This is a genomic window from Cellulomonas sp. NS3 (genome assembly GCF_024757985.1).
In the GTDB taxonomy this organism is placed as follows: domain Bacteria; phylum Actinomycetota; class Actinomycetes; order Actinomycetales; family Cellulomonadaceae; genus Cellulomonas_A.
On the sequence record NZ_CP103289.1, the window covers coordinates 2,130,792 to 2,148,192 of the forward strand.

The 17,401-nt window shown below is 74.7% G+C and carries 16 protein-coding genes and 1 tRNA gene; 9 read left to right on the plus strand and 8 right to left on the minus strand.

What is annotated here, in order from left to right; translation table 11 throughout:
• Positions 1–104: 104 nt before the first annotated feature.
• A complete protein-coding gene (locus NXY84_RS09760; protein WP_258726883.1) occupies positions 105–1,337 on the minus strand; it encodes an AI-2E family transporter in 1,233 nt (410 codons plus the stop codon).
• A gap of 183 nt (positions 1,338–1,520) precedes the next feature.
• On the opposite strand from NXY84_RS09760, the gene NXY84_RS09765 reads away from it, so the two are divergent.
• A tRNA-Leu gene (locus NXY84_RS09765) sits at positions 1,521–1,603 on the plus strand.
• Between the two features lie 156 nt (positions 1,604–1,759).
• Here the strand turns inward: NXY84_RS09765 and NXY84_RS09770 are convergent.
• Complete coding sequence (locus NXY84_RS09770; RefSeq protein ID WP_258726884.1) at positions 1,760–2,305, minus strand: hypothetical protein; 546 nt, start codon at positions 2,303–2,305, stop codon at positions 1,760–1,762.
• 154 nt (positions 2,306–2,459) lie between these two features.
• On the opposite strand from NXY84_RS09770, the gene NXY84_RS09775 reads away from it, so the two are divergent.
• The 5 genes from NXY84_RS09775 to NXY84_RS09795 all read left to right on the plus strand — a co-directional run bounded on the left by NXY84_RS09775 (position 2,460) and on the right by NXY84_RS09795 (position 10,387).
• Positions 2,460–3,683, plus strand: coding sequence for a Fic family protein (locus NXY84_RS09775; protein ID WP_258726885.1), 1,224 nt, complete (start codon positions 2,460–2,462; stop codon positions 3,681–3,683).
• A 104-nt stretch (positions 3,684–3,787) separates the two neighbouring features.
• Positions 3,788–4,732: a DUF6910 family protein gene (locus tag NXY84_RS09780; RefSeq protein ID WP_258726886.1), complete on the plus strand. Its 945-nt coding sequence runs from the start codon at positions 3,788–3,790 to the stop codon at positions 4,730–4,732.
• A gap of 81 nt (positions 4,733–4,813) precedes the next feature.
• Positions 4,814–6,304 carry a DUF3375 domain-containing protein gene (locus NXY84_RS09785; RefSeq protein ID WP_258726887.1) on the plus strand — a complete coding sequence of 497 codons (1,491 nt, stop codon included), beginning with the start codon at positions 4,814–4,816 and terminating at the stop codon, positions 6,302–6,304.
• 97 nt (positions 6,305–6,401) lie between these two features.
• Positions 6,402–7,016 carry a DUF4194 domain-containing protein gene (locus NXY84_RS09790; protein WP_258727169.1) on the plus strand — a complete coding sequence of 205 codons (615 nt, stop codon included), beginning with the start codon at positions 6,402–6,404 and terminating at the stop codon, positions 7,014–7,016.
• The gene (locus NXY84_RS09795) at positions 7,013–10,387 is read left to right on the plus strand and encodes an ATP-binding protein (protein WP_258726888.1); all 3,375 of its coding nucleotides are present in this window, start codon (positions 7,013–7,015) and stop codon (positions 10,385–10,387) included. Before NXY84_RS09790 ends, NXY84_RS09795 begins: the two co-directional genes overlap by 4 nt.
• A gap of 91 nt (positions 10,388–10,478) precedes the next feature.
• Here NXY84_RS09795 and NXY84_RS09800 read toward each other — a convergent pair whose 3' ends face one another.
• The gene (locus NXY84_RS09800; protein WP_258726889.1) at positions 10,479–11,717 is read right to left on the minus strand and encodes an MFS transporter; all 1,239 of its coding nucleotides are present in this window, start codon (positions 11,715–11,717) and stop codon (positions 10,479–10,481) included.
• Between the two features lie 26 nt (positions 11,718–11,743).
• Complete coding sequence (locus NXY84_RS09805) at positions 11,744–12,124, minus strand: VOC family protein (RefSeq protein ID WP_258726890.1); 381 nt, start codon at positions 12,122–12,124, stop codon at positions 11,744–11,746.
• A gap of 141 nt (positions 12,125–12,265) precedes the next feature.
• On the opposite strand from NXY84_RS09805, the gene NXY84_RS09810 reads away from it, so the two are divergent.
• Both NXY84_RS09810 and NXY84_RS09815 read left to right on the plus strand, forming a co-directional pair.
• Complete coding sequence (locus NXY84_RS09810; RefSeq protein WP_258726891.1) at positions 12,266–12,472, plus strand: hypothetical protein; 207 nt, start codon at positions 12,266–12,268, stop codon at positions 12,470–12,472.
• A gap of 58 nt (positions 12,473–12,530) precedes the next feature.
• Positions 12,531–14,189, plus strand: a complete 1,659-nt coding sequence (locus tag NXY84_RS09815; RefSeq protein WP_258726892.1) for a catalase — start codon at positions 12,531–12,533, stop codon at positions 14,187–14,189.
• 150 nt (positions 14,190–14,339) lie between these two features.
• Here the strand turns inward: NXY84_RS09815 and NXY84_RS09820 are convergent, their stop codons facing one another.
• The 3 genes from NXY84_RS09820 to NXY84_RS09830 all read right to left on the minus strand — a co-directional run bounded on the left by NXY84_RS09820 (position 14,340) and on the right by NXY84_RS09830 (position 15,945).
• A complete protein-coding gene (locus NXY84_RS09820; RefSeq protein ID WP_258726893.1) occupies positions 14,340–14,756 on the minus strand; it encodes a YybH family protein in 417 nt (138 codons plus the stop codon).
• An 86-nt stretch (positions 14,757–14,842) separates the two neighbouring features.
• Positions 14,843–15,619, minus strand: coding sequence for a YqjF family protein (locus tag NXY84_RS09825; RefSeq protein WP_258726894.1), 777 nt, complete (start codon positions 15,617–15,619; stop codon positions 14,843–14,845).
• An 89-nt stretch (positions 15,620–15,708) separates the two neighbouring features.
• The gene (locus NXY84_RS09830) at positions 15,709–15,945 is read right to left on the minus strand and encodes a hypothetical protein (protein WP_258726895.1); all 237 of its coding nucleotides are present in this window, start codon (positions 15,943–15,945) and stop codon (positions 15,709–15,711) included.
• Positions 15,946–16,058: 113 nt separating this feature from the next.
• Here NXY84_RS09830 and NXY84_RS09835 point away from each other — a divergent pair, with 113 nt between their 5' ends.
• Positions 16,059–16,514, plus strand: coding sequence for a MarR family winged helix-turn-helix transcriptional regulator (locus tag NXY84_RS09835; protein WP_258726896.1), 456 nt, complete (start codon positions 16,059–16,061; stop codon positions 16,512–16,514).
• Positions 16,515–16,565: 51 nt separating this feature from the next.
• Here the strand turns inward: NXY84_RS09835 and surE are convergent, their stop codons facing one another.
• Entirely contained in the window at positions 16,566–17,351 is a 786-nt protein-coding gene (gene surE, locus NXY84_RS09840) for a 5'/3'-nucleotidase SurE (protein ID WP_258726897.1), read from the minus strand.
• Positions 17,352–17,401: the final 50 nt, after the last annotated feature.

Consider the following 17,401-nt stretch of genomic DNA (forward strand, 5'->3'; position numbering starts at 1 on the left):
TCACCTCCCCGGACGACGCCGGACACCGTAGCGCGGCGCGCGCCGGTCGAACCCGGACCGCACGCGGCCGCCACCCGCTCGGACGAATTACGCCGAGGCGCGCGTCAGTCGCCGATGCGTGCCGCGTCGTCGGGCAGCGCCTCGTCCTCGTCGGCCGCCACCGGCTCCTCCATGGGCGGGTCGACGCGCCGCAGCCGCGAGAAGATCGCCCAGAACACCGCCACGAGCGGCACCGAGATGACCGCCCCGAGGATGCCCGCGGTCAGTGTTCCCCCGGTCACGACGAGCGCGACGACGACGGGGTGCAGCGAGACCTGCTTGCCCATGACGAGCGGCTGCAGGATGTGCCCCTCGAACTGCCCGATGAGCGCGATCCCGATGCCGACGACCGCGGCCTGGATGGGACCGTTCGCGGCGAGGGCCACGATCATCGCGATGACCATCGCAGCGGGTGCCCCGATGAGCGGGATGAACGCGCCGATGAGCACGAGCACCGCGAGCGGCGCGGCGAGCGGGACGCCGACGATCGACAGCAGAGCGAACGCGAGCAGCCCGTCCGTCGCGGCGATGATCATCGTGCCGCGCGTGTACCCGGAGAACGTGTACCAACCGGCGCTGGCCGCCGTCTTCCAGGTCTCCCGGACGCGCGAGGGGAGCTGGTTGAGGAACCACACCCACATCTCGCGGCCGCGGGCGAGGAAGAACACGGAGCAGAACGTCGCGAGCGCGAGCGCGGCGAACACCTCGACGACCCCGCCGGCGCCGGCCGCGGCCTGTCCGGCGAGCTCGCCGCCGTGCTCGACGACCCACGCGCGCCCGTTGTCGATCCACTCGTTGAGCTGCTCGGTCGTCACGGTGAACGGCAGCGGGCCGTTCTCCAGGAAGTCGATGATGTCGTCGATGCCCTCGCCGAACTGCACGGACAGGCTCTGCCACTGGCCGGCGACCGAGACCCCGACGTACGTCAGCATCCCGAGCAGCACGAGGATCCCGCCGAGCAGGGACAGCGCCGTCGCGATCCCGCGCGGCATGATCCGTGCGAGCACGTCGACCGCGGGCCGCAGCACCGCGGTCATGACCAGCGCGATGAACACCGCGACGAACAGGAGCTGCACGCGCGAGGTCGCGTAGAAGATCAGGGCCACCGCCGCGACGACGACGAGCAGCCGCCACCCGACGCCGGCCATGACGCGCAGCCAGTGCGGTGCCGTCTGCTCGACGCCGATCACCGACGGGTTGCGCCGCGCGCCGGCGACCTTGCGCGCCGCCGGGCTCGCCCCCGCCAGGAGACGGCTCGGGACCGGCGAGCGGTCGCTCGACGTGCTCTCCTCGGCCATGCCGACCTCCTGGTCCGCGGGCGCGCGAGGATCTCACCCCGACCGCCCGTACGCTGCTGGAACGCCTGTCGGGGCCAGTGTGCCCCCCAGGGCCGATGCATGCTCGGCCGCCGCACCGTGCTATGTTTTCTGCCGCACCTGAGGGAGCGCCGGGAGTGCCCGACGTCCTCTCACGGTCCACCTGTCCGGGTGGCGGAATGGCAGACGCGCTAGCTTGAGGTGCTAGTGCCCTAACGGGCGTGGGGGTTCAAGTCCCCCTCCGGACACTCGTTGAGACAGCGACGAACACGGCCTGACCTGCGGAGACGCGTGGTCGGGCCGTTGCTCGTTCACGGCGCGCGAGCCCGTCCGGCGCGCGAGGTCGTGCCGCCCGCCGTGGGCTCCTTCTCGTCCGGCCCCGTGTGCGTGCCCCCGCGTGGGTGTCAGGGCAGGAGCGGCCGCACCGCACCCCAGGCCCGCACGTCGGTCTCGAACCGGGGCACGGGCGCGTGCTGCGCGATCGCCAGCCCGGGGGTCAGCAGGTTCTTCACCTCCCTCAGCTCGCGCACCTGCGCCGGCGGCAGCTCCCGCCAGTGCTCGGCGCGGCGCCGGGCCTCGTCGGCGGTCAGGGGGAGCGAGCGGAACAGCCGGTCGAGCATCGCGTCAGGGTCGAGCAGATCGACGTCCGTGCGGGCCTGCGTGCGGGCGAGCAGCGCGGCGCTGGCGTTCAGCCGGCGGGTGAGGTGGGCGAGGTCGTCCTCGAGGCCGGTCGCGTGCACGGCCCCGGCGGCGTGCTCGACTGCGCGGCACCGGACCGCCCAGTCGCGCGGCTCGGCGTCCGCGTCGGCTGCGAGCACGAGCGCGGTGATCTGGAACGCCACCCCGAGCCACTCCTGGGGGTCGAGCGCGTCGACGGGTGGCTCGCCGGCGGCGAGCAGTCGACTCAGGACGCCCAGGTCGAGCTGGGCGAGCTCTCGGGATCGACTCATGGTGCGATGGTCCCCGATCGGAGTCGGCGGCGCCGTGATCTGCTCGCGGACCGGGCTCGACGTGGATGGCGGACGGCTCGGCGAACCGCCGTACCCGTGCACAGCCATCGCCGTTACTAATGGATGTTCGAACATCCGATGCTAATCTCGTGGGATGGTCATGGATCCGGCGGCGAGCACAGAGGCCCTCGACGGCCCGTCTCCATGGCCGGTCTTCGGTACCGAGAGCGTCGAGTGGCGCGCCGCCGACGCGTCCTACGGCCCCCGGACCGGCCGGAGCCAGCACCAGGGCGCCTACCTCGCGGCGCTCGCACCGGACATCGCCGAGGCGGACGTCCGCCTCTCCTCGCGCACGATGGCGCTGGTGGCCGAGGCGTCGGCGGAGATCGCCCGGTTCGACGGGGAGACGCTCGGCGCGACGACGTCGTTCGCGTCGCTCCTGCTGCGCACCGAGGCGGCCAGCTCGTCGCAGATCGAGAACCTCACGTCCACGCCAAAGGCGATCGCGCTCGCGGAGCTGGGCCGCAGGGGGCGGCCGAACGCCGACGAGATCGTCGCGAACGTGACCGCCATGACGCAGGCGCTGCGCGACGCCTCGCACCTGGACGCCGATGCCATCCTGCAGATGCACCGCGCGCTCATGATCGGGCACCCGCCGTCGGCCGCCGGGCGCTGGCGCACCGAGCCGGTGTGGATCGGGGGCGGCAGCCGGAGCCCGCACGGCGCCGCGTACGTCGCACCGGTGCACGAGCGCGTCCCGGCCCACATGGACGACCTCGTGCGCTTCATCGCCCGGGACGACATCGCGGTGCTGGCGCAGGCCGCGCTGGCCCACGCGCAGTTCGAGTCCATCCACCCGTTCCCCGACGGCAACGGCCGGACGGGGCGGGCGATCCTGCACGCCCAGCTGCGCCACGGCGGGCTCGCACGGCAGGCGATCGTCCCGGTCTCCGCCGGGCTGCTGACCGACACGGACCGGTACTTCGGCGCCCTGGACGTCTACCGGACCGGTGACGTGGAGCCCATCGTGACGGAGGTGGCGGAGGCGGTCTTCCCCGCGCTGGCGAACGCACGCAGGCTGATCTCCGACGTGACCGCCGCGCGCGCGACCTGGGGTGAGCAGATCCGCGCACGTCGTGGCGCGGCGGCCTGGGCGCTCGCCGACCTCGTCATGACGAGACCCGTGCTCGACGTGCGGCTCGCCGCCGAGACGCTCGGCGTCAGCACCGTCAACGCCCAGCTGGCGATCGACCGGCTCGTCGAGGACGGGGTGCTCGAGCAGATCGGTCGCGGTGCACGTGACCGCGTGTGGCAGGCGAGCGAGGTGCTCGCGGCGATGGACCGGTTCGCGGAGCGGTCCCACCGCCGGGTGTGGTGAGGCGTCGGCTGCTCGACGCTCGTCGACGGGTGCCGGGCTCGAGCCCGTCCTAGCCTCGTCGTGAGCCCGGCCGCCCGCGCCCGGGCCGCCCGAGGAGGTGCCGCGTGCAGGTCGAGGTCGAGCACGTCACGGCGCTGCGGTTCGACGACGGCACGCCGGTGCGGGCGGCGTCGGCGGTCGTGGCGTTCGGGGGAGGCTGGCTCGTCGCGCAGGACGATGCGACGCACGCCGCGTGGGTGCGCCCGGGTGGCGTGACGCCGGTGCGCGCCCTGCCGCCGGTCCGCGGGCTCGACACGTTCGAGGAGGCGCGCGGCACGAAGGCGCTCAAGCCCGACCTGGAGGCGGCGTTCGTCGTGCCCGACGGCCTGCTCGGCGACCTGCCCGGCGGGGACGGCGCCGTGGTGCTGCTCGGATCGGGGTCCTCGCCCGCGCGCGTCCGGGGCTGCCTGTTGCGGGCCCGGGGTGCGGCCGACGCCGAGCAGCCGCTGGTCGCGGACCTCGCGCCGCTCTACGCCGCCGTGGCCCGCCGGCTCGGGATCGAGGTGGACCTGCTCAACCTGGAGGGCGCCTGCGTCGTCGGCGATGTGCTCCGCTGGTTCCAGCGCGGCCTGCCGGACGCCGGGGTGCCCACGGCGAGCGTCGACGTCGACGTGCGCGCGCTGCTCGCGGCGCTCGTCGGCGACGCCCGCCCGGCCGACGTCCCCGTGACCGGTGAGCGGCGCTACGACCTCGGGTGCGCCCGCGGCGTCGGGCTCGCGGTGACGGACGCGGTGCTCCTCGCGGACGGTGCGGTGCTCGTCAGCGCGGCAGCCGAGGACACGCCCGACCCGCGCGACGACGGTCCGGTCGTCGGCTCGGTGCTCGCGGTGCTGGACGACGGCCTCGTGCGCGACCGCGTCGACCTCCCGCACGTGCACGGCGGGGTCGCGAAGGTCGAGGGCCTCGGCGTGGTCGAGCACACCGGCGACGGCGTGCGCCTCCTGGCGACGGTCGACGCCGACGACCCGACGGCGCCCTCGCTCGCGGTCGGCCTGCGCCTGCGGTGGTGAGCCGGGCGCCGGGTCGCCTCACCCTCGTCGTGCGCGGGTCGGGTCACGGGCGCCGGCCGGCGCCGCCTACGCTGTCCGGCGATGACCACTCGTGCCGAAGCGGCCTACCTCGGAGCCGTCCGGGCGTTCCAGAACCCGATGCTCGACCTGCTGCACAAGCGGCACGCGCCTCTCGTCGTGTCCCTGCTCTCCGTCGTCTTCACCGCCGAGCGCCCCAGCGTCCCCGTGACCGACGCGCACACCGAGATCGGCGACGCGCTCGAGCAGCTGCGCGCCGCGGGCCACGGCGACGAGCTGCCTGTCGGCACCGCGCGCGAGCTGTGCCGGCAGTGGTCCGACGCGGGCTGGCTCGTGCGCCACGTGCTCGAGGACGACGTCGAGGTCTACCGCCTGTCCGCGCACGCCGTCGGGGCGCTCGAGGTCGCCGGTCGCGCGGGCGGCACCCGGGCGCGGGTCTCGCAGTCGCGCGTGCGGACCCTGCTCGACGCGGTCGAGCGCCTCGCGCAGGACGCCGACCCGGACGTCCTCGTGCGCCTCGCGCGGCTCGACTCCGAGATCCGGCGCCTGCGCGCCGAGGTCGCCCGCATCGAGCGGACCGGCGCGGTCGACGAGGTCGACGACGAGCAGCTGCTCGAGGAGGCCGAGAACGTCCTGCACCTCGTACGCGAGCTCCCTGCGGACTTCGCGCGCGTCGCGGAGTCGATCAAGGCGATGCAGCGCGACGTCGTGACCGCGCTGCGCCAGGACGAGCGGCCCACCGGCGAGGTGCTGCGCGAGTACCTCGCGCGCGGCGAGCACGTCATGGAGTCGACGTCCGAGGGCCGCGCGTTCGCGGGGGCGCTGCGCCTCATCGGCGACCCGCAGCGCCTCGACGAGCTCGCGACGCACCTCGACGTCGTCCTGCGGCACCGGTTCGCCCGGCGGCTGCCGGCGCCGCAGCGCACCGAGCTGCGCGAGATCGGCCGGCGCATCGAGCAGGGCCTCGACCAGGTCTTCACCGCGCAGCGCGAGGCGTCGTACGTCATCACGACGCAGGTCCGCAACCACGACCCGCTGCGCGACCGGCAGGTCGACGAGCTGCTGCGCGACGTCATGACCGGGCTCCAGGCGTGGGTGCCCGACGCGCGGCGCGGCCAGTCCGTCGAGCCGCTGCGGCGCCTGCCGGTCGCGGAGGTCGACCACCTGCGCCAGACCGCCGGGGACCTCCGCCCGCCCGAGGCGCCCGCGCCGCTGAGCGCCTGGGACGACGACGACACGGACGTCTCGCAGGACGAGGTGCGCGCCTGGGGTGGCCCGCGCTACGCCGAGCTCGACGCGCACCTGGCGGCGCTCGCGGACGGTTCGGGGCAGGTCGACGTCGCGGCGGCGTTCCGCGCAGCCCCCGACGCGATGCGCCGGCCCGTCGACCTGCTCGGGCTGCTCGAGATCGCGCACCGGCACGGCATGACGGAGACCGGCGAGGTCGCGTACGTCGACGCGGTCCGCCCCGACGGGAGCCGGCGGCGGTTCGCGTTCGAGGGCGTGACGACGACGGCGGGAACCGGGCCGACGAAGGAGGAGACCCATGGCTGAGACGACCGACGAGGCACGCGAGGCGCCGGTGGCGGTCGACGCGACGTCCGAGGCGGACGACGCGGGCGCGGAGAACGGGTTCATCGCCCCGGTCCCCATGGAGGAGGACCCGGCCGAGCTGTTCGCAGGGGACTCCGGCACGCTCGACGCCGACGTGCGCACGGTGCTCGTCCGGCTCCTGCAGCGCCGCTTCCTCACGGCGGAGAAGAACCGGGCCCAGTGGCGGACGCTGCTCGAGAACCAGCAGGTCATCGAGTCGCGGCTGCACGACCTGTTCGTGCACCTCGTCGTCGACCACGAGCGGGGCGTCGCCTACAAGAAGCAGGTCCGCTCCGTCGAGCTCGACGTCCCGGTGCTGCTGCGCGACGACGCGTACAGCCGCGCCGAGACCCTCGTCCTCGTGCATCTGCGCACGGTGTTCCAGCGCGAGCGCGGCGCGGGGGAGACGTCGGTGCGCGTCGACGTCGAGGAGCTCGAGCAGACGGCCCTGACGTACTTCGACCCCGACGACACGAACGTCGCGACCCGCCAGCGCGAGATCCGCGCCGCGGTCACCCGCCTCGCGAAGGACGGGCTGATCGAGGAGGAGTCGGAGGGGCGCTACCGGGTGACCCCGCTGGTCGAGGTGGTGCTGAGCAACGAGCGGCTCGCCGAGCTGCGCGACTGGCTGCGCGCGCAGGCGGCGCACACGGGTGAGGACGACGCGGCATGACGATGGTCGACACGCTGTTCGGGCTGGTCCCCGTCACCTCGACGGGCCAGCAGTGGGTCGCGCGCGACCTCCAGCTCGTCAACTGGGGCGGGTACGACGGACACCACCGTGTGCGGCTCGCGTCGACCGCGACGCTGCTCTCGGGCGGGTCCGGGTCCGGCAAGTCGACGCTCATGGACGCGTACATCGCGCTGCTCATGCCGCACACGACCCCGTTCAACGGGGCCTCGAACGGCGGGGTCGTCGGGCGCCCGCGCGGCAAGGACCAGCGCAACGTGCTGTCCTACGCGCGCGGCAAGCTCGACGAGTCCCGCACCGAGGACGGCACGCGCGAGAGCGTGCTGCGCGGCGACGGGCGCGACACGTGGTCCGCGATCGCGATGACGTGGGCCGACCAGGCGGGCCGCGAGCTCACCGCCGTGCGGGCCTGGTACGTGCCGGCCGCCGCACGCGTGCTCGACGACGTCGTCGCGGTGCGCGCCACGTTCGACGGGCCGTTCGACCTGCGCGACCTCGAGCCGGCCGCCGCGGACCGCCTGGGCCGGGCGGCCGTGACCGCCGCGGGCCTCACGCCGTTCGACACCGACCGCGAGCTCACCGCCCGGCTGCACTCGACCCTCGGGATCGGTGCGACCGGCGACGGGAACAAGGCCGTCGCGCTGCTCGGGCGCATCCAGGCCGGCCAGCAGATCACCACGGTCGACGCGCTCTACAAGGCGATGGTGCTCGAGGAGCCCGACACCTTCGCGACCGCCGACGCCGTCGTCGAGCAGTTCGACAAGCTCACGGGCACGCGCGACCAGATGATCACCGCGCGCCAGCAGGTCAAGGCGCTCGAGCCCATCCGCGCGCACCGCGCCGACATCGAGGCCGCCGTGGAGCGGCTGCGGGTCATCGAGCAGGCCGGCTCGTTCGACGACGGCACCTCGCCCGCCGCGCTGTGGCGCCACGAGCGCCGGCTCGGGCTGCTGCGGGCGGTCGAGCAGGACCTGCAGCGCCGCCACCAGGACGCCCAGCGGCTCGCCACCGAGACGTCGGCACGCGTCGAGGCGTCGCGGTCCGAGCTCGACGGGGTCAAGGAGACGCTCTGGTCGTCGGGCGGCGACCGGCTCGCGACCGCGCAGCGCGAGCTCACGGGCGCGCGGCAGCGCCTCGAGGGGGTCGCGCGCGCCCGGACCCGGCTCGACGATGTCGTGGTGCCCGCGCTCGGAGCCGCTCCGGCCACGCAGGCGGAGCTCGACGCGCTCGTGCAGCGTGCGGGCGACGCGCTCGCGGACGGCGACACCAAAGCCACCGCCCGGAGCGCGTTCGGCGACGCGATGGCCGAGAAGAAGGACGCCCAGGACGAGCTCGCCGGCCTCACCGCCGAGCGTGCGCGGGTCGCACGTCGGCAGGGCAACATCCCCGGCGACCTGCACCAGGCCCGCGCGGCGCTCGCGGAGGCGGCAGGCCTCACGGTCGACGACCTGCCCTTCGTCGCGGAGCTCGTCGAGGTCCGCACCGAGCACGAGCCGTGGCGCGACGCCTTCACCTTGGCGCTCGGCGGCTTCGCGACGCTCCTGCTCCTCGACGTCGCGCACCTGCGGGCCTTCCGCGCGGCGATCGACGCGGTGCCCACCGCGCGCCGGGTCCGGTTCGAGGGCGTCCCGACCGGGCTGGCCACCGACGTCGCGCTCGACCCGCGCACGCTGCCCGGCCGCCTCGACCTGCGCGCCACGCCGTTCACCGGGTGGCTCCGCAGCGAGCTCGCGAGCCGGTTCGCCTACGTGTGCGTCGACACCCCGGGCGAGCTCTCCCAGCACGCCAAGGCGCTGACGCGCGCCGGCCAGGTCTCCGACGGGCGGCAGGGTGCGCACGGCGGGCAGGGCCGCGCCAACGTGCTCGGCTTCACCAACACGCGCCTGCTGACCCACCTCGACCAGCAGATCACGCGCGCGCAGCAGCGCCTCGAGCTCGCCGAGGCGCAGGTCGTGGCCGCGGAGGGGCGCCTCGACCGGCACGAGGTCGAGCGCCGCGCGTTCGAGGCGCTCCGCGAGGTGACCTGGGACCAGGTCGACGTCGCGTCCGTGCAGGCGGAGGTCGACCGGTGGTCGCAGGTCATCGACGACGTCACCTCGGGCAGCCCCGAGGTGACGCGGCTGCAGCAGCGTGCGACCGAGCTCGAGGCGGCGACCCGCGCGCTCACCGAGGAGCTCGGCCGGACCAAGGGCGCCGCGCAGGAGCTCGGTGAGCGCTGGTCGGCGACGACCGATGAGGTCGACGCCGCGCAGCGCGCCCTCGACGAGGCGCGGACCGGCGGCATCACGGTCGCGGCGGACGCGCGCGCGTACCTCGACGCGCTGCTCGGCGGCGAGGACGGCACCGGGACGGCCGCCGCGATGGCGACCCCCGCCGGTGCGCTCGCCGCGTTCGACGCCGTCGTGGCGCGCGCGAGCGACCTCCTGCGCTCGGACCGGCAGGCGGCGCAGCAGGTCCTCGGGACGGCCCGGGACGCGCTGCGGCGCACGTTCGAGACGTTCGTCGAGCGCTGGCCCGACCCCGACCTGGGCACGGACCCCGACGCGTCGTACGCCGACTTCGCGCGCCTGCTCGCCGAGCTCGAGACGCACGGCCTGCACGAGCTCGAGGGGGAGTGGCGCACGAGCCTCCTGCGGCTCTCGGGCAACGACCTGACCGACTTGCACAACGCGCTGAGCCGGTCGGTCCGCGAGATCAAGGAGCGCATCCGCCCGGTCAACGACATCCTCGCCGACCTGCCCTTCGCGGACGAGGAGCACCGCCTGCGCATCGACGCGCGCGACACCCAGTCCACGGTCGTCGCGCGGTTCCGCAGGGAGCTCCGCGACCTGCGCGAGGTGCTGCAGACCGAGGCGACCGACGCCGAGCGGGAGCGCCGGTACGTGCGGATGGCGAAGGTCATCGACCGGATCCGGCGCACCTCGCCCGACTTCGCCGACCTCGTCGACGTGCGCCGCCACGTCCGGCTCAGCGCCGAGAAGGTCGACCTCGAGGGACGGCACGTCGCGCTCTACGACCACATCGGCGAGAAGTCCGGCGGCGAGTCGCAGGAGCTCGTCGCGTTCATCGTGGGAGCCGCGCTGCGCTACCAGCTCGGCGACGCTGGGGCCGACCGGCCCCGCTACGCGCCCGTGTTCCTCGACGAGGCGCTCATCAAGGCCGACGCGCGGTTCACCGGGCGGGCGATCGGCGCGTGGCGCGGGCTCGGCTTCCAGCTCGTGATCGGCGCCCCCAACGACAAGTTCGGCGCGCTGGAGCCGCACGTCGACCTCAAGTACGTGGTGCTCAAGGACGCGACGGGCCGGTCGCGGACCAAGCTCGTCGCGGGCGTGCCCGACGGGACGGGCGCCTGACCCGACGAGACCGGGCGGCACGCGTACCCGGCGGGACGGGCACCGGACGGCGCGGGTGCCCGACGGACGCGCCCGGCCGCGGCTCGACCGGTCAGCCGCCGCCCACGTCCGCGGGGCTGCGCCGGCGCCGTGACGCCACGAGGAACGGCAGCGCGAGCAGGTTGACCGCCGCCCCGATCAGGTAGGTCGTGCCGTACCCCCACACGTCGGCCGCACGCCCGAGCGCGGGCTGCACCACGACGCCGCCGACGTTGCCGACGAGCGAGTCGAAGGACAGCACCGTCGCCCGCTGCTCGGACGGGACGAGGTCGTTGAGGTACGCCTGGCGCACGGGCGTGACCGCCGCCGCGGCGACGCCCCACAGCACGAGCAGACCGAGGGCGAGCGCGAAGCCGTCGACCAGGCCGAGGAGCGCCAGGGTGCCGGCACCTGCCGCCGTGCCGCCGATCAGGATCGTCGTCCGCCGGTGCACGAGGCGGCGCACGCGGGTCGCCAGCGCGCCGCCGAGCACCTGCGAGCCCGCGATGACGGCGGCCGCGAGACCGGCGACGGCGTACGCGTCGGGGTCGCCGTAGAGCTCGAGCAGGAACGGCTGCATCGCGTAGAACGCGTACACGCCCACGCCCGAGACGAACGGCGCCGCGAGCATGAGCCAGCGCACGGGCGGGTTGCCGAGGCCGTGGTGGAGCGACTGCGTGAGGATCGCCCGTACCGCCTCCCCGGGGCGGGCGTGGGCGGCGGGGGTGAAGCCGAGGTCACGCATGAAGACGGCGGCGACGACGAGCATGACGAGCAGGACGCCGGCCCGCAGCAGGAACGGCACGCCGAGGTCGGTGACCTGCGCGACCACGCCGCCCGCGACGGAGCCGACGAGCATCGCGACGCCGCCCGCGACCTGCCCGCGCGCGAACACCGGCTCGAGCGCGCCCGCGTACCCGGTGGCCCGCAGCGCGTCGACGAGCCACGCCTCGACGGCGCCCGAGAAGAACGTGAAGCCGAGCCCGAGCAGCACCGACACGACGGCCCACGCCCAGAACGGTCCCTCGACCCGCCAGAGCGCCCAGTACAGGGCGGTCGACGCGGCCAGCGTGACGGTCCCCAGCAGGTAGGACGCGCGCCGGCCGCGGGAGTCCGCGACCACGCCCGTCGGGACCTCGAACAGCACCATGCCCGCGGTGAAGAACGCGTTGGCCGCGAACGCCTCGACGTTGCTCAGGCCCGCGTCGAGCAGGAACAGCGTGTTGATGCCCCAGATGAACGCCGTCGCGAGCGTGTTGCCGACGACGAGCGCGAGGTAGGTCCGCTGCACCCGCCGGGCGAGGGGCGTCATCGGGCGAGCCTGTCACCGCCCCGGCGTCAGGGCCAGACCTGGGCGCGCGCCCGGAACTCCTCGGGGTCGCTGTGCACCGGGATGACGCACACGAGGTGGCCGCCCGGGACGCGCAGGGTCCGGCAGTCGAGCCAGCGCCCGACCTCGACGGCACCGAGCCCGACGAGCCGGCCCGTCTCGGCGTCGAGGTCGTCGGTCTCGAAGTCGAGGTGGTAGCGCGGGGCGTCGTCGACGGCCTGGACCGCCGTCACGAGGCCCGGGACCGCGTCCGGGACGGCGGTGAACTCCTCCTCGTCGGTCTGCGGCCGGACCGGCCCGCCGAGCGCGGCGGTCCAGAACGCGGCGGCCGCCGCGGCGTCGTCGTGGTGCGCGTCGACGAGCAACGTCGAGATCCTGCTGCGGTGCACCGGCTGCTCCCTCCGGGGTCGGCGTCGGGCCGCCGACGCTACCGGCGGCCCGGACAGGGCGCCGCCCGAGGCGCCGCAGGCGCGGACCGTCCGGCGTCCGCTCCGGTTGAGCGACGCCGGTCCGCCCCTGATGCTGGATCGGTGACGCCGACCGCCGCACACCGTCCCCGGCACGCGGTGCTCGACGTCCACGGGCACCTGGTGCCCGCTCGGTCCGGGCGGTCCTCGATCGCCTGGACGCTCACGCACGCGGGTCCCGCCCGTGCCCGGGGCTCGATCGGCTTCGTCGTCGACGAGGCCGCGCTGACCTCCGGGGGCTTGCGCCCTGCGTGCGTGGGAGCCGGCTGAGCCCGCCCCAGCCGGTCCGCAGCTGATCCGCCCAGCTGAGACCCGAAGGAGCACGACCATGACCGATGTCGCCTCGCAGCACTCCGCGCCCGACGACGACCGTCCGGTCCTGACGACGCGTCAGGGCCATCCCGTCTACGACAACCAGAACCAGCGGACCGTCGGCGCCCGCGGGCCCGCGACGCTCGAGAACTACCACTTCCTGGAGAAGATCAGCCACTTCGACCGCGAGCGGATCCCCGAGCGGGTCGTGCACGCGCGCGGCTTCGTCGCCTACGGGTACTTCGAGGCGACCGGGCGGTGGGGCGACGAGCCGATCTCCCGGTACACGCGCGCCAAGCTGTTCCAGGAGGAGGGCAAGCGCACCGACCTCGCGATCCGGTTCTCGTCCGTGATCGGGGGTCGCGACTCCTCCGAGGCGGCGCGCGACCCGCGCGGGTTCGCCGTGAAGTTCTACACCGAGGACGGCAACTGGGACCTCGTCGGCAACAACCTCGGCGTCTTCTTCATCCGCGACGCGATCAAGTTCCCCGACGTCATCCACTCGCTCAAGCCGGACCCCGTGACGTTCCGCCAGGAGCCGGCCCGCATCTTCGACTTCATGTCGCAGACGCCCGAGGCGATGCACATGCTCGTCAACCTGTTCAGCCCGCGGGGGATCCCGGCGAGCTACCGCACGATGCAGGGCTTCGGGGTGAACACCTACAAGTGGGTGAACGCCCAGGGGGAGACGCACCTCGTGAAGTACCACTGGATGCCGAGCGACGGGGTCAAGAGCCTCACGGCGGCCGACGCCGCGGCGATCCAAGCGAACGACCTCGGACACGCCTCGAAGGACCTCTACGAGGCCATCGAGCGCGGTGACTTCCCGGAGTGGGAGCTGCGCGTGCAGCTCATGTCCGACGACGAGCACCCCGAGCTCGACTTCGACCCGCTCGACGACACCAAGGTGTGGCCCGAGAACGAGTTCCCGCCGAAGGTCGTGGGCCGCATGGTGCTCGACCGCAACGTGCGCGACCACTTCACCGAGAACGAGCAGATCGCGTTCGGCACCGGTGTCCTCGTCGACGGGCTCGACTTCTCCGACGACAAGATGCTGGTCGGGCGCACGTTCTCCTACAGCGACACGCAGCGGTACCGCGTCGGGCCGAACTACCTGCAGCTGCCGGTGAACCAGGCGCGCCACGCCGAGGTGCACACGAACCAGCAGGGCGGGCAGATGGCGTACCGCGTCGACCCGGTGGGCGGGAACCCGCACGTGAACTACGAGCCGTCGATCACGGGCGGGCTGCGTGAGGGAACCTACCCGACGCACGACGAGCAGGGCCCGGAGGTCACCGGGCGCCTGACCCGCAAGCGCATCCCGCGGACGAACGACTACCTGCAGGCGGGCCAGCGCTACCAGCTCATGGAGCAGTGGGAGAAGGACGACCTCGTGCACAACCTCGTGACGAACATCGGCGAGGCGGTGCGCGAGGTCCAGGAGCGCATGGTGTGGCACTTCCTGCTGTGCGACGACGAGCTCGGTGCCCGCGTCGGCGAGGGGCTCGGCATCAGCGCGGACGACGTCCGGCACCTGCCGCCGCTGCAGAGCCAGACGCTCTCGGACGCCGAGCTCGACCGGCTCGCGAACCTGGGCAAGAACGGCCCGCGCGACGTCACCGGGCTGGAGATGACGCACTGCGTGCCCGACGAGCGCGTCGTCGTCGCCGGCTGACCCGCGCCGCGCCGTGCTGCGCCGCGGCGGCGGGTCCCTCGACGGGCACCCGCCGCCGCGACGTGGCGGGACAGCACGGCACGTCGCGGCGTCCTGCGCAGCGGCCCTGTCCCGTGGAGGGCGCCCCGCCCGTGCGGCCGCGTCACGGCGTCAGCCGGACGTTCCTCCGGCCGGAGGAACCTCGTCTGTGCCCGCGCCTGCCACCGACGCGGTGTACCCCCGCCCAGGCCAGTACGCCCACTCCTCGAAGTGCTCGACCCGGCCGTCGTCGGCGAAGCGGAGCACCCACAGGTCCCGGTACTCCTGAGGCTCGTCCCCGCCGTAGTGCACCTCGGCCCGCACCACAGCGACCGGCCACGTGACCGCGACCGGCTCGGCCCGCATCGTGAACGGGGTGTCGTCGGACCAGAAGTCCCGGATGGCCTGCCACCCCACGAGCGGCGGCTCGTACGGCGAGCGCAGGTAGTGCGCCCCGGGTGAGAACAGGCGCTCGACGGCGATCGGGTCGTCGTCCCGCCACGCGCTCTCGTACCGCTCGACCCACTCCATGACTGCCGCAGCGTCCACGGTCGTATCGTCCTGCGTCCACGCGGGCGCGGACAAGGCCTCGTGGGCGCGCCGTCGGCGCGGGTTCGTGCCGCCCGACCGGGCGGCTACCGCGTCGCGACCCTCGCACCGCCCGGCACCACGAACGGGCGCCCGAACACCGTCCGCACGCCTGGCGACCACAGCACCGAGTCGGGCGCCCGGCCGGCGAGGCCGTCCAGACCCGCGGCGGCGACGAGCGTGTCGTCGAGCTCGTGCAGCGTCGCGGTGTGCAGCGGCCAGGGGCCGTGCTCGTTCGGCACGTACAGCAGCCGGCCCAGGTGCTGGGTGTGCAGGCCCCAGCGCGCGGTGAGGAACTGCGCGAGGGCGTCGGGCTCCGCGATCCGCGGTCCCGGGGTCACGACGACGCGACCGCCGGCGCCGCGCGGCCCGGGGGCCAGCCGCGACGTCGTGTACACGTGCCGCTCGCCCTCGGACCGGATCCGCATGCGCGCCCACACGTACGGCAGCCCGAACGCGAGCCGGGCGCCGACCACGACCGCGAGCCGCGCCGCGTCGAGCGACCGGAACACGACGCCCCGCCGCCCCTCGGCGTCGACCGAGTAGAGCCGCACGTTCGTCTCCGCGAACGTCCCGAGGAACGGCACGCCCGGTCCCTCGCCGAGGGCGGCGCCGGCGAGGCGGAACGGCACGAGACCGACCCAGGTCGCGCCGTCGTGCACGTCCGGCGTGGTGCCGCGCGGCAGCAGCGGGGCGACGAGCGCCGGGTCGACCCGCCAGTGCACGAACGTCAGGTCCTCCCAGCGCTGGGAGAGGATGGCGCGGCCGTGGAGACCGGGCGCGTCGACCGAGACGGGCAGCGGGGGCACGGGCGCAGGGGTCACGAGGTCCAGCGTGCACCCTCGCGGCGCGCGACGGGCCGGGTCCGTGACGGCCCCGAGCGACCGCGGGGCGGACGAGCGCCTGCGCCAGGTCAGGCCTGCTGGTCCCCGGTCAGCCCCTGCGCGTCGCGCTGCACGAGGTAGACGCGGCCGTCGGGCCCGACGACGCGGGTGAGCTCGGTGTTGAGCCGCGCCTCGCGCGCGGCCTCGTCGGCGTTGGCCCGGCGGCCGGGCCGGTCGGCGCCGAGCTCGGGGGGCCCGAAGAAGCGCAGGAGGTAGCGCTCGGTGAACTGCATCCCCCAGGAACGGCGCGGGCGGGCCTCGGTCACGGCGGTCTCCTGGGTCGGGGAGGGCGGTCGGGGTCGGTGCAGCCGCTGATCGCTGAGTGCACGAACCATCAGTGCACTCAGCATAGCCCGGACCGCGGCTAGACTCCTGCACCGTGACGACCTCCACCCCGGCGCCGCCCGACCTGCTCGCGCTCGACCGGCAGGTCTGCTTCGCGCTCGCCGTCGCCGCCCGCGAGGTGACGGCCGCCTACAAGCCGCTGCTCGAGCCGCTCGGGCTCACGCACCCCCAGTACCTCGTCATGCTCGCGCTGTGGGAGGCGAGCCCTCTCCGCGCGGGCGACCTCGCACGCCGGCTCAGCCTCGAGCCCGCGACGCTCTCCCCGCTGCTCAAGCGGCTCGAGGCGCGGGGCCTCGTGACGCGGGCGCGCGACCCGCGCGACGAGCGGGCGCTCGCGGTCACGCTGACCGCCCAGGGCGCCGCGCTGCGCGCCGCGGCCGAGCGCATCCCGCCGGCCGTCGTCGAGCGGCTCGGGATGGGGCTCGACGAGCTCGAGCACCTGCGCGACTCGCTCACCTCGCTCATCGCCGCGGCCCGGTCCGGCGCCTGACACCAGCGCCCGTGCCGGCTCCTCGGCACCCGGCCGTCGCTACGTCGCCGGTCAGAGCTCCGGCGACGTAGCGTGCAGCGGTCCGTCGAGCACCTCGGGGAGCACGACGGACCCGTCGGCGCACGGCGCGCGCAGCAGCGTCAGCGTCGCCCAGCCGTCCGCGAGCTGCCCGGCGTCCGAACCCGGGGTGGCCTCGCCGTCGGCCGCGCGGTACCGCACCACGAGGTCGCCCCCGTCGTCGGCGCGCACGCTCGCCTGCACCGCCCCGAACGGCGCGAGCGTCGCCGCGCGCACGCCGCGCAGGGCGTGGGCGGGCCGGTCCGGCACGTTGACGTTGAGCACGCCGTCGGCGGCGTCGCGGCCGACGAGCCAGCGCAGCCCGTGCGCCGCGACGACGCCGGCGGTCGCCCAGTGCTGCGGGTCGGGGGAGTCGATGGACACCGCGAGCCCGTGGATGCCGAGCGTCATCGCGGACAGCGCGGCCCCCACCGTGCCCGAGTGCAGGACGGCGTGGCCGGTGTTCGCACCCCGGTTCACGCCCGAGAGCACCACGTGGGGACGCGGCCCGAACCCCTCGTACGCGGCCAGGAACGCGATCAGCGCGGGGGTGGCGTGCACCGCGAACGACGGCACGTCGTCGGCGACCCCGGGTGCCGGGCGGCGCTCGACCCGCAGCCGGCCGCCGTGCTCGACGCCGACCAGGGACGTCCCCGAGCCCGACGCCTCGGCGGCGGGGGCCGCGACCGTGACGTCGTAGCCGGCCTCCTGCGCGACCGCGACGAGCGTCGCGAGCCCGGGGGAGGAGATGCCGTCGTCGTTCGTCACCAGTGCGCGCATGGACCCACCCTCGCACCGGCCGGCCGGCGCCGGCTGCCTTTGCGGGCGCC